The 26,286-nt window shown below is 57.7% G+C and carries 17 protein-coding genes; 9 read left to right on the forward strand and 8 right to left on the reverse strand.

The genetic code is table 11. The features are described from left to right. Window positions 1-18 precede the first annotated feature (18 nt). Window positions 19-2,667: a BamA/TamA family outer membrane protein gene (locus ACYVGU_RS08415; RefSeq protein ID WP_460621672.1), complete on the forward strand. Its 2,649-nt coding sequence runs from the start codon at window positions 19-21 to the stop codon at window positions 2,665-2,667. Window positions 2,668-2,777: 110 nt separating this feature from the next. Here the strand turns inward: ACYVGU_RS08415 and ygiD are convergent, their stop codons facing one another. Further along, window positions 2,778-3,665, reverse strand: a complete 888-nt coding sequence (gene ygiD / locus ACYVGU_RS08420) for a dioxygenase family protein (protein ID WP_460621673.1) — start codon at window positions 3,663-3,665, stop codon at window positions 2,778-2,780. Between the two features lie 198 nt (window positions 3,666-3,863). On the opposite strand from ygiD, the gene ACYVGU_RS08425 reads away from it, so the two are divergent. The 5 genes from ACYVGU_RS08425 to ACYVGU_RS08445 all read left to right on the forward strand — a co-directional run bounded on the left by ACYVGU_RS08425 (window position 3,864) and on the right by ACYVGU_RS08445 (window position 9,224). Beyond that, on the forward strand, window positions 3,864-3,971 hold the full coding sequence (locus tag ACYVGU_RS08425) for a GIY-YIG nuclease family protein (RefSeq protein ID WP_460621674.1): 108 nt from the start codon (window positions 3,864-3,866) through the stop codon (window positions 3,969-3,971). Window positions 3,972-4,275: 304 nt separating this feature from the next. Then, entirely contained in the window at window positions 4,276-4,860 is a 585-nt protein-coding gene (locus tag ACYVGU_RS08430; RefSeq protein WP_460621675.1) for a GNAT family N-acetyltransferase, read from the forward strand. A gap of 67 nt (window positions 4,861-4,927) precedes the next feature. Next, window positions 4,928-6,127, forward strand: coding sequence for an MFS transporter (locus tag ACYVGU_RS08435; protein ID WP_460621676.1), 1,200 nt, complete (start codon window positions 4,928-4,930; stop codon window positions 6,125-6,127). 181 nt (window positions 6,128-6,308) lie between these two features. After that, on the forward strand, window positions 6,309-7,997 hold the full coding sequence (locus tag ACYVGU_RS08440) for a tetratricopeptide repeat protein (RefSeq protein ID WP_460621677.1): 1,689 nt from the start codon (window positions 6,309-6,311) through the stop codon (window positions 7,995-7,997). Window positions 7,998-8,585: 588 nt separating this feature from the next. Continuing rightward, window positions 8,586-9,224: a DUF4919 domain-containing protein gene (locus ACYVGU_RS08445; protein WP_460621678.1), complete on the forward strand. Its 639-nt coding sequence runs from the start codon at window positions 8,586-8,588 to the stop codon at window positions 9,222-9,224. 75 nt (window positions 9,225-9,299) lie between these two features. On the opposite strand, the gene ACYVGU_RS08450 is transcribed toward ACYVGU_RS08445, so the two are convergent. The 6 genes from ACYVGU_RS08450 to ACYVGU_RS08475 form a co-directional block, all read right to left on the reverse strand. Further along, window positions 9,300-11,531, reverse strand: a complete 2,232-nt coding sequence (locus ACYVGU_RS08450; protein ID WP_460621679.1) for a xanthine dehydrogenase family protein molybdopterin-binding subunit — start codon at window positions 11,529-11,531, stop codon at window positions 9,300-9,302. Then, entirely contained in the window at window positions 11,528-12,550 is a 1,023-nt protein-coding gene (locus ACYVGU_RS08455; protein WP_460621680.1) for an FAD binding domain-containing protein, read from the reverse strand. The genes ACYVGU_RS08450 and ACYVGU_RS08455 overlap by 4 nt, the downstream gene beginning before the upstream one ends. Window positions 12,551-12,621: 71 nt before the next feature. Next, a complete protein-coding gene (locus ACYVGU_RS08460; RefSeq protein ID WP_460621681.1) occupies window positions 12,622-13,158 on the reverse strand; it encodes a (2Fe-2S)-binding protein in 537 nt (178 codons plus the stop codon). 341 nt (window positions 13,159-13,499) lie between these two features. Then, entirely contained in the window at window positions 13,500-14,078 is a 579-nt protein-coding gene (locus ACYVGU_RS08465) for a Crp/Fnr family transcriptional regulator (protein WP_460621682.1), read from the reverse strand. A 92-nt stretch (window positions 14,079-14,170) separates the two neighbouring features. Next, entirely contained in the window at window positions 14,171-16,774 is a 2,604-nt protein-coding gene (locus ACYVGU_RS08470; RefSeq protein ID WP_460621683.1) for a TonB-dependent receptor, read from the reverse strand. Window positions 16,775-16,859: 85 nt separating this feature from the next. Continuing rightward, the gene (locus ACYVGU_RS08475) at window positions 16,860-17,216 is read right to left on the reverse strand and encodes a winged helix-turn-helix domain-containing protein (protein ID WP_460621684.1); all 357 of its coding nucleotides are present in this window, start codon (window positions 17,214-17,216) and stop codon (window positions 16,860-16,862) included. Window positions 17,217-17,476: 260 nt separating this feature from the next. On the opposite strand from ACYVGU_RS08475, the gene gltB reads away from it, so the two are divergent. From gltB to ACYVGU_RS08490, 3 genes are all read left to right on the forward strand, one after another. Then, a complete protein-coding gene (gene gltB, locus ACYVGU_RS08480) occupies window positions 17,477-21,997 on the forward strand; it encodes a glutamate synthase family protein (protein WP_460621685.1) in 4,521 nt (1,506 codons plus the stop codon). 188 nt (window positions 21,998-22,185) lie between these two features. Beyond that, entirely contained in the window at window positions 22,186-23,661 is a 1,476-nt protein-coding gene (locus ACYVGU_RS08485) for a glutamate synthase subunit beta (RefSeq protein WP_460614388.1), read from the forward strand. Window positions 23,662-23,846: 185 nt separating this feature from the next. Further along, entirely contained in the window at window positions 23,847-24,614 is a 768-nt protein-coding gene (locus ACYVGU_RS08490; protein WP_460614389.1) for a hypothetical protein, read from the forward strand. Between the two features lie 109 nt (window positions 24,615-24,723). Here ACYVGU_RS08490 and dnaB read toward each other — a convergent pair whose 3' ends face one another. Further along, entirely contained in the window at window positions 24,724-26,256 is a 1,533-nt protein-coding gene (dnaB, locus tag ACYVGU_RS08495; RefSeq protein WP_460614773.1) for a replicative DNA helicase, read from the reverse strand. Window positions 26,257-26,286 lie beyond the last annotated feature (30 nt).

Consider the following 26,286-nt stretch of genomic DNA (forward strand, 5'->3'; position numbering starts at 1 on the left):
CCCCTTCCCCTATTAACTATGCGACAATTTCTACTGGTAGCAACCTATGCCCTAGCGGGCTGCCTGGCGGCACAGGCACAGTCTTCCTCGCCCTCGGCTATTTCCAACGAAACCACCACTACCTCCAGCGCCCTGCCCTTTACTGAGCACAGCAGCATAGTTGTGAAAGCCAGCCAGCAATACGCGGCTGGCCCCGTCAAGACGTGGCTGTTGGGGCGCAACTACCGCCAGGAGTGGCAGCAGCCGGTGCAGGTCCCGGTCCTGAACCTGAGCACGGCGCAGGGTGGTTTGCGGCCCTTCAAACAAGGTGGCGGTAAGCAAACCAAGTCGCTGAGGCTGCGGGCAGCGAACGGCCGCGAGTATGTGCTGCGCTCCATTGAAAAGAATACGGAGCAAGTCCTGAGCGCCGAGCTGCGTAATACCCTGGCGGCCAAAGTAGTGCAGGATCAGGTATCGGCCGCGCACCCGTATGCGGCCCTCACGATTCCAATTTTGGCGGAGGCGGCCGGCGTGGGCCATACCAACCCTGAGCTGGTGTACGTGCCCGAGGATGAACGGCTGGGGGAGTTTAAAGCCGAGTTCGGCAATACGCTGGCCATTCTGGAGGAACGCGACCCGCAAGTACCCGCGTCCTTCTCCGGCAAACCGCTGGAGAAAAACTACCCCACCGACCAGGTGCTACAGCTGCTGCGCACCGACTCCAGAAACCAGGTTGACCAACGCGAGCTGGTGCGGGCCCGGCTCTTTGATGTATTGGTAGCCGACTTTGACCGGCACGAAGACCAATGGCGCTGGATGGCATACGCCCAACCAACGGACGGGCTGCTGCTGCGCGCCGTGCCCCGCGACCGGGACCAGGCATTCTTTGTCAACCAGGGTGTGCTGCCGAACCTGGCCAGCCGGAACTGGGCCGTGCCGGCGGTGCAGGGCTTTGATGGCCACCTGCGCAACGTGAACACCTTCATGTTCAGCGCCCGATACTTCGACCGCTCTTTCCTGACCGAAACCACCCGCGAAGACTGGCTCAGCATAGCACAAGACCTAAAATCGCGCCTTTCTGATGCCGTGCTGGAAAAGGCCATTCGCCAACTGCCCGATTCGGTTTACCAGCTTTCGGGGCCTAGTATCATCAGCAAGCTCAAGACCAACCGCGATGCCCTACCTGCTTACGCTGCGCAGTATTATCGCTTTTTGGCCCGGCACGTGGATATTACGGGCAGCGACCAAGACGAATTCTTCCAGGTGGAGCGGCTCGACGACCAGCACACCCGCGTTCGGATGTACCAAGGAAACCCTAGCCCCCAGGAGCCCACTACCCGCCAACCGCTGTATGACCGCACCTTCCTGACCGAGGAAACCCAGGAAATCAGGCTGTACGGGCTAGGCGGCCAAGACCGGATGGAAGTAACCGGGGAGGCCCGCGCCGGCATTACGGTACGCCTAATTGGGGGCGACGGCCACGACACGCTAGTTGACCACTCCCGCTTGGCGGGCCCGCGCCGGCATACCATTATCTACGATACCCCGATTGGCAACCAGCTGGAACTGGGTCCGGAAAGCCGCAACCGAACCTCTCCTGATTCTCTGGTGAATGAGCACAACCGACAGGCGTTTCGCTACCCCTACGTTGGCCCGGTGCTACCACTAGCCTTCAACCCCGACGATGGCGTGTTTGTGGGGGTGGGCGTAGAAATGCGGCAACCAGGATTCCGGAGGTTGCCGTGGGCCTCAGTGCATCGGTTGCAGGCCAGCGTGGCCCTAGGCACCGCCGCGTACAGCTTCCGCTATGCCGGCGAACTGAACCACGTAGTGGGCAACCTCGATTTGCTGTTGCGCGCCGACCTGCAGGCGCCCAACTATGTGCGCAACTTCTTTGGCTTCGGCAACAACTCAGACTATGATAAAGATGTTGGTATCAGCTACTACCGCGTACGCTACAACAACCTGGTGCTGCAGGCCCTGGCCCGGCGCCGGGTAGGCGAGCACCACCAGTTTTTCGCGGGGCCAACCTATCAGCGCGTGCGCATCCGGCATTCGCCCGGGCGGTTTATAGAGCAGCCCACCGATGAAACAGGCATGGGTGCCACCCAATTTGCCGCCCGCCACTATGCCGGCGTGCAGCTCGGACACGTGTTTGATACGCGCAACAACGACTGGCGCCCCACCAAAGGCCTGTTCTGGCACACGGAGTACACCGGTCTGCGGGGCACCCGCGGCCCGGCCCGCCCGCTTTCCCAACTCACCTCCGAAGCGTCTGGCTTCTGGACCCCCGCCGGTCTACCGGCCCTGACTTTGGCGGCCCGCGTTGGGGGTAGCCTGAATTTCAGCCGCTTCGAGTTTTTTCAGGGCGCTACCCTGGGCGGACTCTCCAACTTGCGCGGCTACCGCCGGACGCGCTTTGTGGGCGAAAACAGCCTCTATAACAATCTGGATTTCAGGCTCTACCTCGGCACCCTGAATACCATGCTGGTATCTACTAAAGTAGGGTTAGTAGGTTTTCATGACCTAGGCCGGGTGTGGCTTGATGGCGAGACCTCCTCCACCTGGCACACGGGCTACGGGGGCGGCCTGTGGTTGGAGCCGTTTCGGCGGGTAGTACTCATGGCCAGCTACAATATGTCGCGCGAGGACCGACTGCCGGTGGTGCGGCTGGGCTTCCTGTTCTAAACCAATCACTTGTGCCTCAGCAGCACCCTGGCAAACCAGTACGCTAAAGCGCCTGCGACCGCCTCGTTTTCTTGCCTGAGAAAACCGAGGTGGTCGCAGGCGTCCGTAGTTTAGCCAACCACAAACGTGCGCATGCTCATGCCCCCAAAGCTTACTTCCTCAAAGGCGTGGCGGATGTCATCGTCGGGCTCGGCCAGGGCCAGGCTGTAGAGCATCGGGATGTAGTGGTCGGGGGTGGGGACTGAGAGTGGGCCGCTGGCGCCGGCTTGCTGGTAATGAGCCAGGGCATGCAGGTCGCGCTGGTCTATTTTAGCTTTCGCCCACTCATCAAACTCAACGGCCCAGGCGTGGGGGCGCGGGTCGTCGTTCATAAAGCTGGGCATGCTCTGGCGCAGGTTGTGCACAATGTTGCCGCTACCCAAAATCAGCACACCACGGCGGCGCAAAAACTGCAGCTGCCGGGCAAGCTCGGCGTGGTACGTAATAGGCTTATAGTAGTCGATGCTGAGCTGGAACACCGGAATATCGGCCTCGGGGAAAATGTGGTGCAGCACCGTCCAGGTGCCGTGATCGAGGCCCCATTCGTCGCTAGGGTGCGCATCGGGCAGGGCTGCCAGTACCTCCTGGGCTACCTCAGGGGACCCTGGCGCAGGGTACTGCATCTCAAACAGCTCCTGCGGAAAGCCGCCGAAATCGTGAATGGTTTCGGGCCGCTCATTCACGGCCACAAAGGTGCCCCGCGTAAGCCAATGCGCCGACACCACCAGCACCGCCCGCGGCGGCTGTAGGTTCCGGATATCACGGCCCAGCTGGTGCAGGGTTTGGGTAAAGGGGTTATCGGCCAGCGCATTCATCGGCGAGCCGTGGCCCACGAAAAGCACGGGCATTTTGGCCGTTTTCTGGAAGGAATTAGCTGTTTTATGGAGGTCTTGCAGAGAGTTCATAGCAGGAGCAAGTGGGAGCACGGCCAAGGCTTTCAGAAAATCTTTGCGGTGCATGCGTTGTGGAGTTTCTACCTAACAAAAGTACCGTGCCCTAGGTGGCGAGACCTTGATGTAGGATAAGAAACGAGAGGCTTGGTTGAAGCGTGTGGCTATATTGTTCCTATTTGGCAGCATTCAGAAAAAACAATTGAACGTCATGTCGAGCTTGCCGAGACATCTCGCGTGCTGATATTGTAGCGTTAATTTTCTTTAATGAGCTATTTCGTATATATCCTGAGTAATCCAGCGCGTACGGTTCTGTATATCGGGATGAGCAATGATCTGGAACGGCGACTCTATGAGCACAGCCGAGGCCTGTGAGATGCGAGTAAGTTCACCGGCCGCTACCAATGCAACTTGCTTGTGTATTTCGAAACCTGCCCGGATGCCCTGCAGGGCATTGCTCGTGAGAAGCAACTCAAGAAATGGAGTCGAGCCAAGAAGGAATTGTTGATCAGAAGCTTGAATTCAAACTGGGAGCCAATCGACTTGCACGCATGGAATGGATGAAAATACCGCTGCAACATCAGCACGCAAGATGTCTCGACCAGCTCGACATGACGTTCATATTACGATTACGTTCTTGCTGATTTGAACACTTTCCACCTCAACTTACTACCCCCACATGGAGCTTAAACTGGCCGACCTTGCTGACATTGATGACGTCCTGACCCTTCATCGGAAATATCAGATTGATACGATTCGGGAGGAGGACAAGAAGGACGGCTTTGTTACCACTGCCTTTACCCGCGAGCAGCTCACCAAGCTGATTGAGGAAGAGCAGGGGCTGTTTATTGCCCGGCAAGGTGCGGCAGTGGTGGCGTATGTTATGTCGGCCTCGTGGCAGTTCTGGTCGGTGTGGCCCATCTTCTCCCAGATGATTGCCGACCTGCCGAAGCTGGAGTATGCGGGCCGCACCCTCAGCGTTGAAAACTCCTACCAATACGGGCCGGTGTGCGTGGATAAGGCGTACCGGGGCAGCGGTTTGCTGGAGGCTATTTTTGAGTTTGCGCGGGAGAAGATGGCCGTTCGCTATCCGGTGCTGGTCACGTTCATTAACCGCATCAATACGCGCTCCTACGCGGCGCACACTCAAAAGCTGGGCCTGGAGGTCATAGCCGAGTTCGAGTTCAACAACAACCACTACCTCGAGCTCGCCTATGATACCTCGAAAAAGCTGAGCTTGGCTTCGGAAAGTAGCCAGGGGTAGCGGCAATACTGGAGGAGTTTAGGCAATTTGCCACTCCGTACTACCCCTCCTGCCCCACCCAACCCCTATGCGCCGAATACTTCCTACCATTGTGCTGGCGCAGTTTTTCTGCACCTCGCTTTGGTTTGCCGGCAACGCCATTGCCCCCGATGTAGCCGCTGAGTTTGGCCTGGCGCCCGGCTTTGTGGCCACGCTCACCAGCGCGGTGCAGTTGGGCTTTATTACTGGCACGCTCACGTTTGCGCTGCTGGCCATTGCCGACCGGTTCTCGCCTTCGCGGGTGTTTTTCTTTAGTGCGCTGCTGGCGGCCTTGTGCAACCTGGGCATTAACCTCGGCGGCATTGGTACGGAGGAGCTGCTGGCCTTCCGCTTCCTGACGGGCTTTTTCCTGGCGGGCATTTACCCTGTGGGCATGAAAATCGCCTCCGACTACTACCAGGCTGGCTTGGGAAAGTCGTTGGGCTTTCTGGTGGGGGCCTTGGTGCTGGGCACGGCATTTCCGCACCTGCTGAAAAGCGCTACGGCTCAGCTGCCCTGGCACTACGTTACGTTGGCTACCTCGGGGTTGGCGGTGCTGGGAGGCCTAGCGCTGGTGCTGCTGGTGCCCGATGGTCCCCACCGCCGGGCCGGGCAGCAACTGCAGCTCACCGCATTTCTGGCAGGATTTCGGCGGCCGCAGTTTCGGGCGGCGGCGTTTGGCTACTTCGGACACATGTGGGAGCTCTACACCTTCTGGGCCTTTGTGCCGGTGCTCCTGGCGGCTTATAACACGGTGCACCCTAGCGTAGCATTCAATGTACCCTTACTCTCCTTCCTCATTATTGGGGTGGGCGGCCTGGCGTGCGTGGGGAGCGGGTTGCTGTCGCAGAGGTTGGGGCCACGCCCGGTGGCTACGGCGGCGCTGGCTTTGTCGGGTTTGTGCTGCCTGGGTTCGCCATTGTTTCTGCGAGGGGCTTCTCCGGCGTTGCTGCTGGGGTTTCTGTTCTTTTGGGGCCTAGTGGTGGTAGCCGATTCGCCGCTGTTCTCAACGCTGGTGGCCCAGAACGCTCCGGAAGCTTCGCGCGGCACCTCCCTTACCATTGTTAATTGCCTGGGCTTTGCTCTCACCATTGTCAGCATTCAGTACACCAGCTGGCTTGCTCACTTAGTGGCGCCGCAGTATCTGTACATGACGCTGGCTATGGGGCCGGCGCTGGGGCTGCTGGGGTTACTAGGCAGCAAAAACCGACAACCCGTTCCTCCCGCTTTACCCCACGCTCGGACCTAGCCAGTAATAAGTCCTTGTTCCTAAAGCAGGTGGGCACCTCAAGCCCGGCACGTTGGTTAGGTCTGATTTCGGTATATTCAACCTACTGAATGAAACCTACCCTCCGGTACGAAAGCCGCTTCAGTAGCCGGAAAACACAGACAGTAGCAGAAGCACTACAGCACCTCTTCACGCGTCAGGTATGAGAAAGACGCTTTTCACCGGTCATTGGCTATGGGCTGTTCTGCTTTGCGCGGTGGTTTCGTGTCGGGAGAAATCCGCTGTGCCTTCCGCTGAAGCCATTCGGGAAATGAAGCTCAATCGAGGTTCGCAGGTGGTCTGCGGCATTCCCAACCCGAAATACGGCTTTTCCGGGTTTACGACTTCCTGCGCCGCTACAGGTGCTGCCGACTTCAACCTGGCCGTTTCGCTGCTGCACTCTTTTGAGTATGATGAAGCCGAGAAGGCCTTTGCCACGATTATCGACCGGGAGCCCGGCTGCGCTATGGCTTATTGGGGCGTGGCCATGGCCAACTACCACCCGCTGTGGGCGCCCCCTACCCCCACTGAGCTAGCCAAAGGCACCAAAGCCATAACCCTGGCCCAGCGCATTCCGCAAAAAATGCCCCGCGAAACCGCCTACATCCAAGCACTGGCGCAATTTTACCAGGATGGCACCACCACGCCGCACGGGGTGCGCTGCGCCCGGTTTGAGCAGGCTATGGCCAAGCTGCACGCCACTTACCCCACCGATAAGGAGGCCACCATTTTCTACGCCCTAGCCCTCAACGGCGCCGCCGACCCCGCCGATAAAACCTTCCGCCGGCAGCGCCAGGCCGGCGCCATGCTCACTGAGTTGTTGCGGGGTGCGCCCAACCATCCGGGCATTATTCACTACATCATTCATAGCTACGACTACCCCGAGCTAGCCGCCAACGCCTTGCCGGCGGCCAGAAAGTACGCGGCCATTGCCCCATCCTCGGCCCACGCCCAGCACATGCCCTCCCACATTTTCGTGCGCTTAGGGCTCTGGGACGACTGTGTAGCCTCGAACCTTGATGCGGCAACCTCAGCGAAGTGCTACGCGGAGAACACCGGTATTAAGGGCCATTGGGACGAAGAACTCCACGCCCTGGACTACCTCACCTACGCCTACCTTCAGAAAGCCGATAACAGGCAGGCCAAAGCGCAATGGGACTACCTGAAAACCATACAGGAAGTGCATCCGGCCAACTTTAAGGTGGCCTACGCCCTAGCAGCCATTCCGGTCCGCTACGTGCTAGAAAACAAGCTATGGGCCGAAGCGGCTCACCTGAAGATCCCAGAGGCGAATGTGGCCTGGGAGGAGTTTCCGTGGCAGAAATCCATGGTGCACTTTGCCCGAGCGCTCGGCTATGTCCACCTCGGCCAGCCCGACTCGGTGCGTCAGCAAATACAGCAGCTACAAGCCCACCACACCACCCTACTCGGGCAGAAGGATCAATACAAAGCCAACCAAGTAGCTATTCAGCTGAAAACCGCGCAAGCCTGGCTCCTGGCTGCCGAAGGCAACAATCAGCAAGCCTTGCAGCTCATGCGCCAAGCCGCCGACATAGAGGAACGCACCCAGAAGCACGCCGTAACCCCTAGCGAGGTGCTACCCGCCCGTGAGCTGCTCGGCGACCTACTCCTGCAAGCCAAGCAACCTCAGCAAGCCCTACTAGCCTACGAAGCCGATTTATCCCAGCACCCCAACCGCTTCAACGGCCTGCACGGTGCTGCCACAGCCGCCACCCAATCCGGCGACATCGCCAAAGCCCGACGCTACTACCAGCAGCTGCTTGCAATTACCACCCCCCAGTCTACCCGCCCGGAGCTGACAATTGCGCGGCATTTTCTGGCAAAAAAGTAGGTACATCCCTTGGCTTCTGGTATAACTTGCCTGCTTTGCTAGCAAGCAGCCTTCACTACTCTGTGGAAGCTACCAACGACCTCAAGAAGCGCGAAACCGAATACCGCCACTCCTAAAGCGACCTAAACATCTGGGGCTACACGCTGCTGCGCCAGAGCGAAACACAGAAAACCCTGGAAATCTTCAAGCTAAACACAGTACTCAACCCCAAAAGCGGCAATGCCTTCGACAGCCTCGCTTGAAGACGTTGTAGATATTTGTGGAGCTGCATATGCTTTCTGCCAAACCGTACTAACCTCCTCCAGCACCTCAATCTCCTTAAGATCTCTACAGCGCTGCCAGCAATGCTGCAAAAGCGGGTGACATAGCCAAATCTTAACGCTACCATTAGCAGCTGTTTACTTTTATACTTCTAAGCTACCCAACTGAGCTTGCCACGGTCCATCTGTTCATATATTGTAAAATAGTAAAGCCTTTCTTCGATATACTTTATGGCAACTTGGTCTTAAGCTTTATCAACGTAAGCAGTTTCGCAGGAGTGATTACCTTTTTATAACTCAAATTTCTTGACTCTCTTTACTTGTTTCCATGATTAAAATTGCGGCCTTATTTCTCGTCTTGTGCTTCACCTGTTCCTACGTATACGGACAGTCTAGTATCCCCATTTCGATTCCTACTTTTAATGATGAGTACACAACATATGTACGTGCACTTGAATCAGGAAACACTGATATAGATTATCAAAAATTTAGAGAGAGCTTTATAGAAAGTAAACAATTTATTGTTTCATCTAAGCAGTCTGGTGATTTTGAAAAACTTAAAAAGCAGATGTATTTACAAATAGAAAAAAGTCAATACCAAGATGTAATCAATACCACTAAAAAAATGCTATCAATTAATTATACGAATATGCTTGCTCATAAAATATTAAGGCAAACCTATAAAATAGTAGGTGACACAGCGAATGCAGCTAAGTATAAAAGCATTCAATTTGGGTTGCTTAAATCAATAGTTGAAAAGGGTGATGGCAAAACATGCGCAACCGCTTGGCCAGTAACTCAAGTCGATGAAGAGTACTTTATTTTAGATATGATAGGAGCTAGAGTTACAAAACAAAGTGTGGATACCTCAGGCCCCTGCGATAAACTGGAAGTAGAAACCAAAGAAGGAAATAAACAGATTTACTACTTTGAGATTGCAAAGTCTTTGAGAGCACTAAAAAATTAGGAATAAAATAGTACCATAAAAAAAGCCCCAGCACTTTACAGCGCCGGGGCTTTTTTTATGGTACAGCAAACCGGATTACATCAGCTTGTCCAAGTAAATAGGCAGGTCGCGGACGCGCTTGCCGGTAGCGTGGTACACGGCGTTGGTTACGGCGGCGGCAACGCCTAGCAGGCCTACCTCCCCAATGCCTTTCACGCCCAGCGGGTTCACGATGTCGTCTTCCTCCTCCACAAAGAGCACTTCCAGGTCGCGGATGTCGGCGTTGACGGGAATGTGGTACTCGGCGTAGTTGTGGTTCATGTACCGGCCGAACTTGTGGTCCATCACGGTTTCCTCCATCATGGCCATCCCTATTCCCCACACAATGGAGCCTAGCACTTGGCTACGAGCCGTTTTGGTATTCAAGATGCGACCGGCAGCCACGGCATTGAGCACACGCGTAACATGCACGGTACCCAGCTCCTCATCAACTTCTACCTCCACAAACACGGCATTGTGCGAGTGCATGGAGTAGGGCTGCTGCTTTATCATGTTGGGCTGCGCCGAGTTATCTACCTCCAGTTTTTCCTCGCCGCTGGCTTGCAGAATGTCGCGGAGTACTACCCCTTCGTTGTGGTCAAGCCGCAACCGGATCTGGCCGTTCACGAACTCTACATCGTCAAAGCTGGCGCCTTTTAGTGGCGAGCCTTCCATCTTTTGGGCTAGTTTCAGAAGCTTTTCGCCTAGCGCATCGCACACATTTTTTACAGCCGTACCCACCGAGGCCGCCGTCCAGGAGCCACCTTCTACGGGAGCTTCGGGCATGGTGGTATCACCGAGCTTAAAGCTTACCGCCTCCAGGGGCAAGCCCAGGGTTTGGGCCGCAATCTGGGTCATGATGGTGTACGTGCCTGTACCGATATCAGCAGTGGCGCTGGTTACTTTCAGTTTGCCATCGGCGGTGAATACAGCTTTGGCAGCCGCTTTCTGTTGCGTGGCATCCCACACCCCGCCGGCCATACCGTAGCCTACCAAGCGGTTGCCGTTGCGCATTGAGCGTGGCTCGGGCGTGCGCTTCTCCCAGCCAAACTTGGCCGCGCCTTGGTGGTAGCACTCACGCAGTTTTTTGCTGGAGAAAGGCTTATTCAGGTTTTGGTCTTTTTCAGCGTAGTTGCGCAGGCGAAACTCTACTGGGTCGAGCCCGGCAGCATAAGCCATTTCGTCCATGGCCACTTCCAGGGCAAACGAGCCGGTAGCTGCACCGGGCGCGCGCATATCCTGGGGCGTAAACACATCGAGCTTCGTGATTTGATAGCCCAGCTTCACGTTTTCGCACTGATAAAGCATACCCGACCAGTTCACTACGTTCTCGGTGTAGTCTTCAAACTGCGAGGTTTCGTGCAGGGCGTGGTGCTGCAGGGCGGCTAGGGTTCCATCTGGGTTGGAGCCTAGTTTGAGGTACTGCAACGTGTGAGGCCGGTGGCCGAAGCTGAACATTTGCTGGCGCGTGAGCGTGACCCGTACCGAGCGTTTCAGTTCCAAAGAGGCCATTACTGCCAGAAACACCGAGTATTGAGGCCGCAGACCCGAACCAAAACCACCACCCATGTAGTGGTTTATCACCCGGCAGTCATCTTTGCTGAGCCCAAATATCTTGGTAAGGTAGTTCTGCACATTCACTACCCCCTGCGTCTTGTCATAGACGGTGAGTTTCTTGTCGGCGTGCCACTCTACGGTGGCCCCGAACATTTCCATGGGGTTGTGGTGCTGGGTGCCGTGCACGTATTCCTCCTTAATGCGGTGCTCGGCGCCTTCCCAGGCTTGGTCAGGGTTGCCGCGGGGCGGTGGTGGCGGCATCCAGCCGGTTTTGCCCCGGCCGGGCTCAAACCCTTTGTCGCGCTTATTTTCAATATCGGTGTCGTGCTCTGCCTGGTCAAAGTCGAAGCGCAGCACGGAGGAGGCGTAGCGGGCTACCTCCAGGCTCTCGGCCACTACCAAGGCAATAGGCTGCTGACTGAAGTTAATTTCATTGTCATGCAGGGGCCGGAAGGGCGAGCCGCCGGGGGCCACATCATCCTTATAGTTCCTATCAAACCACGGGAGACTAGGTACGTTTTCGTGCGAAAACACCTGCAGCACGCCCGGAATGGCCAGCACTTCGTCAGCGTGTACTTTCGTGATTTTGCCTTTGGCAATGGGGCTGCTTACCACCCAGCCGTAGGCCATGTTGGGCACATGAAACTCCGCTGCGTAGGTAGCGGCGCCCGTTACCTTAGCTGGACCGTCGACGCGGCTTGTGGGTTTGCCGATGTAGGTGGTATTGCTCATGGATTCGAGTTTAAAAAGACATCGGATGCGTGCTGGTTGCCTTCGGCGGCCTGCTTGAGGGCGCGCACAATGGCGCGGCGGGCCAGCTCAATCTTGAAGTTGTTGGAGCCCTGCCCCACGGCCCCTTCCACCACTTTTGCGGCGGCGCGGGCAAAGGTTTCGGGCGTGGCGGGCTGGCCTTTCAGCAGGTTTTCCGCGTCCTGGTCGCGCCAGGGTTTGTGGGCTACTCCGCCTAGCGCTAGGCGCGCATCCACAATGGTGTTACCTTCCAGCTCCAGCGCAGCCGCCACCGAAATCACGGCAAAAGCATACGAAGTCCGGTCGCGGAGCTTGAGGTAGGTGAAGTTCTTTTCGAAACCTTTAGCGGGCAAATCGAGGCCCGTAATCAGCTCGCCGGGTTCCAGATTATTGTCGCGCTCCGGGGTGTTGCCAGGCAGGCGGTGGAAGTCTTCGAAAGGAATGGTCCGGTCGCCATTAGGGCCGGTTACGCGCACCGTAGGGGCTAGGGCGGCCAAGCCCACGCACATATCTGAGGGGTGGGTAGCAATGCACTGCTCACTAGCCCCCAGAATGGCATGAATCCGGTTGAAGCCCCCAATAGCGGAGCAGCCGGAACCGGGTTCGCGCTTATTGCAGGGGGTAGCAGTATCGTAGAAATAGTAGCAGCGGGTGCGCTGCATGAGGTTGCCGCCGTTGGTGGCCATGTTGCGCAGCTGCGGCGAGGCGCCAGCCAAAATAGCCTGGTTCAGCAAGGGGTAGCGGCGCTTTACTTCCTCGTTCCAAGCCGTGTCGGCGTTGGTGGCAAGGGCACCGAGGCGCAGACCGCCGTTGGAAGTTTCCTCTATTTGCGTGAGCGGCAATTTGCTGATGCCAACGAGGTGCGTGGGCCGGGCCACGTTTTCCTTCATCAGGTCCAGCAGATTGGTGCCGCCCCCAATGTAAGCGGCGCCGGGGTGACTGGTGTTGTCCCGCACGGCGTCCTCAACGGCCCGGGCGTGGGTATAAGTAAATGGATTCATGGTCGAGAGCTTAGAACGGAGAGGTGAGAACTTAGAAATGGAGAAACATTAATGGCTGCGCCATCTGCACTCTAGTTTCTAAGCTCTGACTTCTTAGAATCCACTACCTCCTTCACGGCATTCAAGATGCCTACGTAGGCACCGCAGCGGCAGAGGTTGCCACTCATGTGCTCCCTAATTTCGTCCTCGGTGTGGGCTTTGCCTTCGTTGATGAGCCCTTGCGCCGAGCAGATTTGGCCGGGGGTGCAGTAGCCACACTGAAACGCATCGTGGTCGATGAAGGCTTGCTGCAGCGGGTGCAGGTTCTCCTGGGAGCCCAGGCCTTCAATGGTGGTAATATCCGACTCTTCATGCATCACAGCCAGCGTCAGGCAGCTATTAATGCGCTTGCCATCTACTAGCACCGTGCAGGCACCGCACTGGCCATGGTCGCAGCCTTTTTTGGTGCCTGTGAGGTGTACGTACTCGCGCAGGGCATCGAGCAAGGTGGTCCAGGGAGCAAGCTGCAGGGTATGCTTGGTGCCGTTGATGGTAAGGCGAACCACGCCGGATGGCGGTGGTGCGGCCAACCCAGCCCCGGTAGGCGCAGTAGTGGGTTGCTGAATCATAGTGCCAAAGAATAGTAGATGAAGGAGGAATCAGGACAAACTCAGCTGGGTTAAGCTGAACCGAACACTGCTTACGCCATATTTCCGCCCCGCGTTCTTCTTTTGCTCGTGTTTATACTTTCTATAATTCAATACAGGCCCGACCTCGACAATGAATAGCTAACTATCAGCCAGTTAAATCATTATGCATATTTATTCTAAATTAACCACTCATCCGTAGCGTGTGCCCATCGTGTCAGCACGTAGTATGCCTCAACAGAGCGTTAGGCGTGAATAGCCTTGCATTACTGATGAGGGTACTAGCCCTTGGGTTGGCACCAACCTGTTCTATCTGCTTCGGCTTAGCCTCGGGCCAGCTCACCCCGAATGCGGCTCAACGACTCAGGCGTGATACCGAGGTAGGCGGCAATGTGACGCTGGGGCAGCCGCCGGGCCAGCGTGGGGTAGAGCTGCAGAAACTCCTGATAGCGTTCCTCGGCCGGGGCACTGAGCACCCCAATCAGCCGGCGCTGCATAGCGGCCAGACTGTTTTGCAGCAAGCGGTAGAAGAACGCCTGAAACTCCGGCCCAAACGACTGCAACCGCTGGTAGAAATCGGCCCCAAAAACCAATACCTCCGAATTCTCGAGGGCATCGATGGAAAACAGTGCCGGCTCATGGCGCACTAGGCTGTGCTGATCAGAAATCCACCAGTTTTCGGGCGCGAATTGCAGAATATGCTCCTTTTGGCGGGCATCCGTCACGAAGCTGCGCAAACAGCCCTGCACCACAAATGCTCCATAGCGCCCAACCTCCCCTTGCCGCACGAGCACCTCCTGCTTGGCTAGGTGCCGCCACGTAAGCAACGTACTCAGTTCCGCCAGTTGCTCTTCGGAGAGCGGCAGCTTACCCTGGAAATACGTGCGAAGGGCATCGAGCATAGAGCAGTGCGGAGTTAGGAAGCTAGTAGAATGGCCTGTAGTGAGGATACCCGACAAGGTCAGCGCGATTAGGTGAACCCCAAAGTGCGATTCTACAGTCCGTACGTTACCGAGAGGTAGTACAACCCGCCCACGCTTGGGCCGCCAAGGTAGCTCACATAATAGTGGTTGAGCAAGTTGCTGGCGCCGAGCTTCAGGCGCAGATTGGGGCTAGGAACGGTGTAGCTCAACTGTGCATCGAGGGTGTGGTAGGCGGGCACGGTACCGGTGACCAGGAAGGTTTGGGAGTGGTACTTGGCTTGCCAGCGGTAGTTAAGTCCGAACCCGAAGTTTTTCACCACCTTTTCATTACCCAAACTCAGGTTATAAGCCCAGCGCGGTGTGTTGAAGCCATCCTCCAGCCCATCGCCAGATTCAGTACGGTAGAGGCGCGAGTACGTGATGCTGGCGCCGGCCAGGTAGCCGCCGGTTACGTCGTAGCGCAGCCCTAGGGAACTACCGTAGGTATACACTTTGCTTTGGGCATTGGTCCAGAGGCGGTAGCGGCTTTGGGTAGCGCGGCTGTTAAGGTAAATGGCCACCGAGTCGGGGTTGTTGGTTTTGGGCACGTAGGCTTCTACCTGGGCAATAAAGTCGCGGTAGGCGTTGTAGTAGAAATCTACATCCAGCAGCAACCGGCCCTCTGGTAGCAGTGCGGCTTTGTACCCCACTTCCCACGACTTAATGTGCTCGGGCCGTAGGTAAGTGTAGGGGGTTTTCACTAACCGCCCTTTGTTCTGCTCTATGGCCAGGCGCCGCTTTTCAGCCGCATCGGCCGGGCTGGCACTGGCATTGATATCGGCCATAACTGCCTGGTTAAAGGCATCAATAGAGCTGCGCAAGTAGCTGTTTTCAAATACCCCGTCTGACATCACGCGGAGCCCACCAATCCGCTTCACTTGCCCACTGTTTACATTGGAAAACCCCTCGAATAAGCTCGGGAAGCGGTAGCCGCTCTGGTAGCTTGCCCGGAAGTTGTGGCGCTGCGTGGGTGAGTACACCGCGGTCAGGCGCGGATTGAAACGGGTGCTGAAGTAGTTGTTTTTATCGGCCCGCATGGTGGCCGTCAGGCGCAGCTTTTCTCCAGGCAGCAGCCTAGCGCCGGCCTGCACAAAGCCGCCGGTTTTGCCGTACGTGAGCGTGCCGTAGGGGTCTTCGCCCGCAGTAGGATTGATAAAGTAATTGCCATCGGGCTCAATAAAGTACGTCCGATGGTCGGCGCCCACCAGCAGGTCGGCCCAGGCCGGCAGCACCTGGTGCCTACCGCGACGGAGCGACTCGCTTACATTCACCTGTGCTTCTGCATGCAGCAGTTGGGCCTGCACACGCAGCGCGGCGCCCTGGTCCCAATTGTTGATATCAGTTAGTTCGCGTAGGCGGTCTTTGAACTCGGGCGTGCCGGGTTGGAGACGACCGGCATCAGCCGCCACGCGGGCCGCCGCGTGGGCTTGGGCTACGGTTTGCGCTAGTCCCACCGCGTCGTTCCAGGCAGCCGTATAGTCCTGGTTCCAGCGGGCATCGGGCTTAAAGCTACGGTCGAGGTTTTCGGCGGCGGAGCGCAGGTTGTAGCTCTGGCCGGTATTCTCCTGGGTGAAATAGGCGCGGGCCTGCACCACGGAGCCGCTGAGCTGCAGGGCGTGCTGCTGCAGGCGGTAACCTTCCAGCCGGAACCGGTTGCTGCGTTGGTACACATTGTCAAGCACGGCGCCGCGGTAAGTGTATGCCAGCTCGGTGGTGCTTGTCAGTTTGTAGTGCAGGGCCGCATCGTAGCGGATGGTTTGCAGGTGGTAATCGGTTACGTCCTGCTCTTGGTAGCCGGTACGCGCCACTTGGTAGCTTTTGCCGCCCAGCAACAGCGTGGTGCGGTTCGAGGACTCGTTGCCGTAGCTATTCACCGGGTCGCGGGCGGGGTTGTCGGGTCCCAGTAGGCTAGTAGTAGCGTTACCCGTTGGATTGAGGTCGGTCAGGTCAGCGGCCACCCAGTCATAGCCGCGCAGGTAGGTGCCATTCACTTTGAACGCGAACTTCGGGCTAAGCACCTTGGCGTAGCGCAGGCTGGTTTCAGTGAACGGCCGGACGGTGGTACTAGGGTCGTGCAGGTGGTTAACCCCGGTTTTCTGCTGCACGCTCAGCCCCTCGCTCCGGAAGGGGTTGCGGGTACTGAAGTTCGCTAGCCCATTGATAGCGTTCAACCCATACAGCGCGGCGGCCGTGCCGGGGACAATCTCCACCGCCCGAATATCCAGGTCGCTAGGCCCCAGTACGTTGCCAAGGGGTCCGCCAATATGGGGCGCCTGGTTATCGATGCCATCCACGAGCTGCACGAAGCGCACATTAGTGGTGTTCGTGAAGCCGCGGGCGTTTATCACTTTAAAGCTAAGGCTGGGCGTAATCACCTGCATGCCCTTCACGTGCTCTATGGCATCGAAAAACGACGGTGCCGGCGTGAGCCGCAACTGACGCGCCGTGAGCTTTTCTACCGTCACCGGCGACTGCAACAAGCTCTCCTCCACCTTAGAAGCGGATACCACCACCTCCCCTAACTGCTGCACCCGGCGTGCGGTATCAGGCAGCGCTGGCCGCTGATGGGCCAGGGTTAGCGCCGGCGATAGACCTAGTGCGAGTAAGATAGGAATGCGGAGAGCAGCGCGCTTCATTCGTTATATTTTGCCAAACATAACGATCAAAGCTCAGAATGGTTTATCCGCCTTAGTTGGGGAGAAGAACTAGCCAAAGCACCTACTACAACAGGCGCGTGGTTTCTAGCCTCATAAATTCCTGAAACCGCTCCTGCAGCGCCCGAAATTCCTGCACCAGCTGCTGCCCTTCGGGTGTTACCTCGGCTCCGCCGCCGCGCTTGCCGCCGGCCTGCGTGAGTACCAGCGGCTTGGCGGCCTGGGCGTTCAGGGAGCTTACTAAGTCCCAGGCTCGCTTATACGACATGCCCATGTGCTGAGCCGCCTTCGAGATGGAGCCCTGAGCCTGAATCTGGCTTAACAGCTCTAGCCTACCGATACCCATAAATCGGTCGGTGTCGGTTTCTACCCACAGGCGGCCGTTCAGGCGGAAGCTCAGGTTGTCGCGCAGCAGGTCTTTCATGAGCGTAAATATTAGGGTTCTGAGGTGCTTAGAAATTGTAGGCTTGCCAGGTGAGGGTTTGCCTGTAAGAAGCAGTTTTTTGTGGGCAGAATGCGCATTTCGACCGCAAAGCAGTCACCGGAGCGGGTTAAAGCGGCAAGTTAGAAATCGGAAAGAAGTGCTGCAAAGAGTGGATTGCCCGCGTCGGCCGCATTAGGTTATGGGTTCGGACCTGCTGCCGGGGGTCACTTAGAACGCTCGAACCACGACACCTCTCTCCGATGGAGCTACATACCGCACAGGGCCTCTACCGCCCTGAGTTTGAACATGACGCCTGCGGCACCGGCTTTATTGCCAACGTCGACGGCCGTAAATCGCACCAGATTGTAGCCGATGCGCTGACGATTCTGGAAAATATGGAGCACCGCGGCGCCTGTGGCTGCGACTCCGACTCTGGTGATGGCGCCGGCTTGCTGCTCCAGTTGCCGCATTGGTTTCTCTTGGAAGAATGCACCGCGCTTGGCATTCGGCTGCCCGAACCTGGCGAGTACGGCGTGGGCATGCTGTTTCTGCCTAAAAATGTAGGGTTGCAGCACGTTTGCCGCCAGGTTATTGCGGCGGCGGCCGCGCAGCTCGGCATTCCGGTGCTCGGTTACCGCCCAGTACCCGTGAATCCGGCGGGCATAGGCCCCACGGCCCTAGCCGCCGAGCCCGCTATTGAACAGCTTTTCCTAGGTAGGCCCAGCGGCGCAACCACCCCCGATGATTTTGAGCGCAAACTGTACGTATTGCGCCGCCTCATTGCGCGTGAGGCAGCCGCCAGCCTGCCGCAAGAAGAAGTGTACTTCACCTCGCTTTCCTGCCGGGTTATCGTGTACAAAGGCCAGCTTACTACCTATCAGGTGCGCAGCTACTTTCCCGAGCTGTCGGATGCGCGCGTGACCTCGGCCATGGGCCTAGTGCACTCGCGCTTTTCCACCAACACGTTTCCCTCGTGGCGGCTGGCTCAGCCGTTCCGGATGCTGGCGCACAACGGCGAAATCAATACCCTGCGTGGCAACCTCAACTGGTTTTATGCCGGCCTTCCCTCCTACCTCTCGCCCTACTTCTCGGCCGAGGAAATGGAAATTCTGCTGCCCGTCATCATCCCTAATCAATCAGACTCGGCCTGCCTGGATAACATTGTGGAGCTGCTATTGCACTGCGGCCGCAGCCTGCCTCACGTGATGATGATGCTGGTGCCCGAGGCCTGGGACGGCAACGAGCAGATGGACCCGCTTAAAAAGGCTTTCTACGAGTTCCACGCCACGTTTATGGCCCCCTGGGACGGCCCCGCAGCTCTCATCTTCACCGATGGCAGCATGATTGGCGCTATGCTAGACCGCAACGGCCTGCGCCCTCTGCGCTACGCCATTACCAATGATGGCCGCGTATTGGTAGCTTCCGAAGCCGGCGTACTAGGGGCCGGTTTGCCCGAAACCGTCATTGTGCGCAAAGGCCGCTTGCAGCCCGGCAAAATGCTGCTCATTGACACCGTAGCCGGCAACATCATTGCCGACGAGGAACTCAAGACCCAGGCCGCCACCCGGCAGCCCTATGGGCAGTGGCTCAGCGAGTACCAAATTCGGCTAGAAGAGTTGCCCGAGCCCCGCCTGGTGTTCACGGACCTGGCCGCCGAATCGGTGTTCAAATATCACCAAGTGTTCGGCTACACCCGCGAAGACATCGACACCATCCTCACACCCATGGCCTTAGATGGCAAGGAGCCCATTGGCTCCATGGGCGTAGATACGCCGCTGGCCGTGCTTTCAGACCAGCCTCAGCACCTGAGCAGCTACTTCAAACAGTTCTTCGCCCAGGTTACTAACCCACCCATCGACCCCATTCGGGAGCGGCTGGTGATGAGTCTGGCTACGTTTATCGGCAACAACGGCAACATTCTGGATGAGGACAAAATGCACTGCCATTGCGTGGCTCTGCACCATCCCATCCTGACCAACCACGAGTTGGAAAAGCTCCGCAGTATTGATACGGGACTGTTCAATGCCAAAACCATTAATACCTACTTCCGGGCCGATGGCAAACCGGGCGCCCTTAAAGCGGGCCTGGAGCGCCTGTGCCGCTACGCCGAAGACGCCGTGGATGATGGCTTTGAAGTATTGATTCTTTCGGACCGCTACCTCGACTCCGAGCACGCGGCCATTCCCTCGTTGCTGGCTGTTTCGGCGGTGCATCACCACCTAATTCGAAAGGGGTACCGAGGCTCGGTGGGGCTAGTGGTAGAGGCCGGCGACGTGTGGGAAGTGCACCATTTTGCCTGCCTGCTCGCCTTTGGCGCCACAGCCATCAACCCCTACCTGGCCCTATCTACCATCCGGACCATGCACGCTAGCGGTAAGCTGGCACATGCCCAGCCGATAGAGAAGCTGGAGGCCAACTACATCAAGGCCATATGTGATGGGCTGCTCAAGATTTTCTCCAAAATGGGCATCAGCACGCTGCAGTCCTACCACGGGGCGCAGGTGTTCGAGATATTGGGCATTAACCGGGAAGTAGTAGACGCCTATTTCACCGGCGCCGTAACGCGCATTGGGGGGCTAGGCCTGGATGAAATAGCCCGCGAAACCCTGTTCAAGCACTTCCAGGGATTTCGGAGCAGCACACTTGAGGAGCAGAACATCCTGCCCGAAGGGGGCGTGTACCAATGGCGCCGCCGCGGCGAGGCCCACCAGTTCAACCCCGAAACGGTGCACTTGCTCCAGCATGCGACCCGCACCGGCAACTACGAAACTTATCAGCGCTACGCCAAGCTGGTGAATACGCCCGGCAAAAGCGCCTTCACGCTACGCGGCCTGCTGGACTTTGCGTACCATCGCCCGGCTGTGCCGCTGGAAGAAGTAGAGCCCGCCGAGAACATCATGCGGCGCTTTGCTACTGGGGCTATGTCGTTTGGGTCTATTTCGCATGAGGCGCACAGCACCCTAGCCATTGCCATGAACCGCATTGGAGGCAAGAGCAACACCGGCGAGGGCGGCGAGGACCCGCTGCGCTACGAGCAAATGGCCAACGGCGACTCCATGCGCTCAGCCATTAAGCAGGTGGCCTCGGCCCGCTTTGGCGTTACGGCCCACTACCTCACCAACGCCGACGAACTGCAAATCAAGATGGCCCAGGGCGCCAAGCCTGGCGAAGGTGGCCAGCTGCCTGGCCATAAGGTTGACGAGTGGATTGCCAAGGTGCGCCACGCTACCCCCGGCGTGGGCCTCATCTCGCCCCCACCCCACCACGACATTTACTCCATTGAGGACCTAGCCCAGCTCATCTTCGACCTGAAAAACGCCAACCGCGCTGCCCGCATCAACGTGAAGTTGGTGAGCAAGGCGGGCGTGGGCACCATTGCCGCCGGGGTAGCCAAAGCCCACGCCGACGTGATTTTGATTGCCGGCTATGACGGTGGCACCGGGGCTTCACCCATGAGCTCCATTCGCCACGCCGGCCTTCCTTGGGAGCTAGGGCTAGCCGAGGCCCACCAAACCTTAGTGCGCAACCAGCTTCGCAGCCGCGTGGTGCTGCAAGCCGACGGCCAGCTCAAAACCGGCCGCGACTTGGCCATTGCTACCCTGCTAGGGGCTGAAGAGTGGGGCGTAGCCACGGCGGCGTTAGTAGCGGGCGGCTGCGTGATGATGCGCAAGTGCCACCTCAACACCTGCCCCGTCGGCGTGGCCACCCAGGACCCGGAGCTGCGCCGCCTGTTCAGCGGCCGGCCCGAGCACATCGTGAACCTATTCCGCTTCCTGGCCGAGGAGCTGCGCGAAATAATGGCCTCCTTGGGCTTCCGGACCATTAATGAAATGGTAGGCCGGGCTCAGTTCCTGAAAGCGCGCCCCGATATTCAGCACTGGAAAGCGCGCCATCTCGACCTGCGCGACCTGCTGTACCTCACATCCCCCGCCGCTGGCAGCACGCTGCACCACAGCGAAGCCCAGGACCATGGCCTCGACAACATTCTAGATTGGCAGCTGCTTGCGCATGCCCAAGCTGCCCTGGAATATCAGCAGCCTGTTACGGCGGAGTTTACGGTGCACAATACCAACCGCACCATTGGCACGTTGCTCTCGAATGAGATAACCAAGCGCTACCACGCTGCCGGCCTGCCGGAACATACCATTAATTATACCTTCCGGGGGGCGGCGGGCCAGAGCTTTGGGGCATTCAGCGTGCGGGGGCTATCCTTCCGGCTGGAAGGGGAAGCCAACGACTACGTGGGCAAGGGGTTGAGTGGGGCCCGGCTCATCATCTACCCTGCCCCCGATGGTAACTTCGTGCCCGAGCAAAATATTATTATTGGCAACGTGGCTTTGTACGGCGCTACCTCCGGCGAGCTGTTTGTGCGCGGGCAAGCCGGCGAGCGGTTTGCGGTGCGCAACTCCGGTGCCACAGCCGTGGTGGAAGGCGTAGGCGACCATGGCTGCGAGTACATGACGGGTGGCCGCGCCCTCATCCTGGGCCGCACCGGCCGCAACTTCGCGGCTGGCATGAGCGGGGGCATTGCCTGGGTGTACGATGCCGACGGCACCTTCCCCGCCAACTGCAACCCCGAAATGGTAGAACTGGACCCACTCGATACCGACGACGAGCTGCAAATCCAGGAATTGCTAGGCCAGCACGCCGAGCTAACCGGCAGCCAGCTCGCCGCCTATCTTCTCAGCAACTGGCCCGAAGAGGCTGGCCGCTTCGTGAAAGTATTCCCTTCGGAATACAAAAAGGTGCTGCAAAAGGCCCGTTACGAAACGGTTCAATAGCTTTTTTGAGCTAGGAGCTGGGCTCCCCTCCTCAGATGAGGAGGGGCTGGGGGTGGTTAACCAACCGTTGAACATCAACTAGTTCTAGCCTTCTAATCCTAGTTTTTCAACCTCACCCAGCCCTCCTCATCTGAGGAGAGGAGCCTAGCACTAGCTCGTAAAGTCAACCACAGAAAACTCTATCCATCATGGGTAATAGCATAGGTTTCAAGGAATTTCAGCGGGAGCTACCGGCGAAGGCACAGCCGCAGGAGCGGGTGGGGCACAACAATGAGTTTGTGGGGGTATACTCCCAGGAGCAGCTGCGCCAGCAGTCGGGGCGGTGTATGGAGTGCGGCATTCCGTTTTGCCACTCGGGATGTCCGCTGGGCAATATCATTCCGGAATTTAATGATGCCGTGTACCGCGAGGATTGGGAGCAGGCTTACCAAATTCTGAGTTCCACCAACAACTTCCCGGAGTTTACGGGCCGTATCTGTCCGGCTCCCTGCGAATCAGCGTGCGTGCTTGGTATTCACAGCGCGCCCGTAGCCATTGAGGAAATCGAGAAGCACATCATCGAAATAGCCTTTACGAAGGGCTACGTGCAGCCCACAGCACCCGTGCTAAAATCGGGCAAAACCGTAGCCGTAGTAGGCTCCGGGCCAGCGGGATTGGCCGCTGCCGCCCAGCTAGTGCGGGCCGGCCACAGCGTCACGGTATTTGAGCGCGACGACCGGCCCGGCGGGCTGCTGCGCTACGGTATTCCGGATTTTAAGCTGGATAAATGGGTGATTGACCGGCGCTTGCAGTTGCTGGCAGACGATGGGGTAGTGTTTCGTTGCAACTGTGAAATTGGCAAGGACATTCCGGCCGAGGAGCTCACACGCGACTTTGATGCCGTGGTACTGGCCGGCGGCGCCCTCGTGCCCCGCGACTTGGCCATTCCGGGCCGGGAGCTAGCGGGTATTCACTTTGCCATGGACTACCTCACCCAGCACAACCGCCGCGTAAGTCAACTTCCTATTGAGCAGCCCCAGATTATAGCCACAGGCCAGGAGGTGATAGTCATCGGTGGCGGCGATACGGGCTCCGACTGCGTAGGCACGGCCAACCGCCAGCAGGCGCGCACGGTCACGCAGTTTGCCCTTATGCAGCAGCCTTCTGCTGAGCGCCCGGCGCACACCCCGTGGCCCCACTACCCCGCTACCATTTTCCGCACCAGCACCTCGCACGAAGAAGGCTGTCAGCGTTACTGGGGCATTAACACCAAAGCCTTCCTAGGAGATGAGCACGGCCACTTGCGCGCCCTACTGGTTACGGATGTAACGTGGGAAACGGACGTACTGGGCCGCCGCCTGGGTTTCACGGAGGTACCGGGCTCGGAGCGCGAAATACCTTGCCACATGGCCCTGCTAGCCTTGGGCTTCATCTCACCTCGCTACGAGGGGTTGCTGGAGCAACTAGGGGTAGCGCTGGACGAGCGCGGCAATGTGCGCACCGCCACCGATGACAACTTCCTCACTAACAAGCCCAACGTGTTTGTGGCCGGCGACATGCGGCGGGGGCAGTCGTTGGTGGTTTGGGCCATTTCGGAGGGTAGGGAAGCGGCCCGGCAGGTGGATGTTTTTCTGATGGGCAAAACGGCGCTACCCAGTAAAGATGCTGTTGGGATGTTTGGCTAGGCCTTGGGCAGAAACCACCCCTAGTGAGCCTCAACAATAGGCCTTGAGTGCTGAGTATCAGCCTACAAAATAGAGGCATTCAATGAAAAAAGTAGCTTTTTCCGCAACCTGATAGGGGTGTTTTGCGCATAGATAGGCAACAGCCAGGTTGGCTGCTTCTAGTATGTACCTTTAACACAACTATCATGGAACCCAACCAATCTGCCAATCCCACCTCAAGCAATGCTACCGGTAGCTCGTCATCAGCCGCCGGCCAAAACCAGAATCCTCAGGCATCTTCTGCCGGAAATCAGAATAAATCCAACACCGATTCCTCTTCTTCTGCTAGCCATACTTCCTCCAACAACCCTTCTTCGAGCCGCGAATCATCGGGCGGAAGCAAGAACTGGATGGAGCAAGCAGGCCTGCAAAAGGTAATGGATCAGTTGCCACAGGGCGTTCGTGATTTCCTGCCTAACTCCTGGGAGCAAATCAATAAGTGGAGCACCACGCAAAAAGTAGCAGGGGCCGTAGCCTTGGCGGGCATCGGATACTTGGCCTTGCGCTCAGGTAAATCCTCTAAATCAGACAAATACTCTGACAGATACGCTGGCGGCTCCGGTACCCCGAGGGGCAGCAGTTCTGATTATGGCCATTCTGAACAGAAATACAGTGCCGGCAACAAGCCCTACGGCTCTTACAACTCTCAGTCTGACTCCAGCCGCCGCTCCGATATGGGTTCCGGCAGCTCATCAACTAGCGGCTTCGATCGTGAAAACCAGTCGCGAGCAGGGGGCAGCTACCAGTCGGGCAATTCCGGCAAGTCGTCGGGCACTAGCTCGTCTTCCGGCTACGGCTCCGGGTCTGGCTCAACCAACCAATCATCTATGGCGAACCGCAGCACTGGCTACCGGGGCAGCAGTTCCTCTGATGGTGGCCGCAGCTACGACAACGACTTTGGCAGCGAAGTATAGAGTAACCGCTAAGCCGGCTTATTGCAAGCCAACGGCCTAGTGAAAAACGAAAAGCGCCTCCGGAGTAATCCGGAGGCGCTTTTTGCTTGTATGGTTGAGCCTGAGCCGGTTAAAAGGGCGGCGGGCCATCATCGAAGTTGCTGCGGGGGAAGGGCTGCGCGGGCGGCGGGCCGTCGTTGTTAATGCGGGAGCCCAAGCGAATGGTATTCGGTGCAAAACCTGAAGCGTCGTCATCGAAGGTGCTGCTTGGGAAGGCGCCGGGGTTGAAGCCAGCATCACCGAAACCGCCCGCTCCGTCTAGGTCAGCAAACTTGGTAAAGCGGCCGATAAACTTAAGCTGCACCGTCTCCAAAGAGCCGTTTCGGTGCTTGGCAATGATAACTTCGCCGGTACCCTGGGTTGGGTTACCCATTTCATCTTCGGTAATCTTGTAGTATTCAGGTCGATACAAGAAAATTACCATGTCAGCGTCCTGCTCAATCGAGCCCGATTCCCGAAGGTCACTGAGCTGCGGCTTTTTGTCGCCGCCGCGAGTTTCTACGGAGCGTGAGAGCTGCGACAGGGCTAGCACCGGCACGTTCAGTTCCTTGGCAATACCCTTCAGAGCCCGCGAAATAGAGGCAATTTCCTGTTCGCGGTTGCCCCCACCCTTGCCATCCGTGTTACCCGTCATCAGCTGCAGGTAGTCGATGATGATCATCTGGATGTCGTGGTGGGCCTTAAGGCGGCGACATTTGGTGCGCAACTCCCGGATGCTAAGGCCGGGCGTATCGTCGATATAAATGGGCGCCGACGACAGGGCTGAAATCTTGTGGTTGAGCTGAGCCCACTCGTAGTCGGCCAGGTTGCCCTTCTTAATCTTTTCAGAGTCGAGCTCCGCTTCCGCCGAAATCAGACGATTTACCAACTGCAGCGACGACATTTCCAGCGAGAAAATGGCCACCGGCTTTTTAAACTCCACGGCCGCGTTACGCATGGCCGAGACTACAAAAGCGGTTTTACCCATACCGGGGCGGGCCGCAATAATCACCAAGTCAGAGGGTTGCCAGCCGCTGGTTACGCGGTCGAGGGCCGAGAAGCCACTAGGCACGCCCGTGAGGCCATCCTTCTGATCTTTCTTTTCTTCCAGTTCCTTAATGGCCTTACCCATCAGGCTGCGCATATCGTCGAAGTTCTTGCGAATGTTCGACTCCGACACCTCAAACAACGATTGTTCAGTGCTATCCAGCAGGTTAAACACGTCGGTTGTGTCCTCAAACGCGTCGCGCTGAATGGTGCTGGCAATGTTAATCAGCTCCCGCTTGATGGCGTTTTCGGTGATAATGCGGGCGTGGTACTCGATGTTGGCCGCCGAGTTTACCTTGAAGGTGAGATTGGCCACGTAGTGCGCGCCCCCCGCCGACTCCAGCTCGCCCATTTCGCGCAGCTCGTGCGTAACCGTCAGAATATCAATCGGCTCTGACTTGTCGAACAGGTTCAGAATGGCCTTGAAAATGCGCTGATGGCCGTCTTTATAGAAGCTCTGGGGCTTCAGAATATCAATAACGGTGGTGAGGGCATCCTTTTCGAGCATGAGGGCACCTAGCACAGCGGCCTCCAGCTCCAGGGCCTGGGGGGGCAACTTGCCCGCCGGACCGCCCATTGGAACGGCCGAGGGGCGGCTGTTCCAGGC

This window comes from Hymenobacter tenuis (assembly GCF_054780495.1).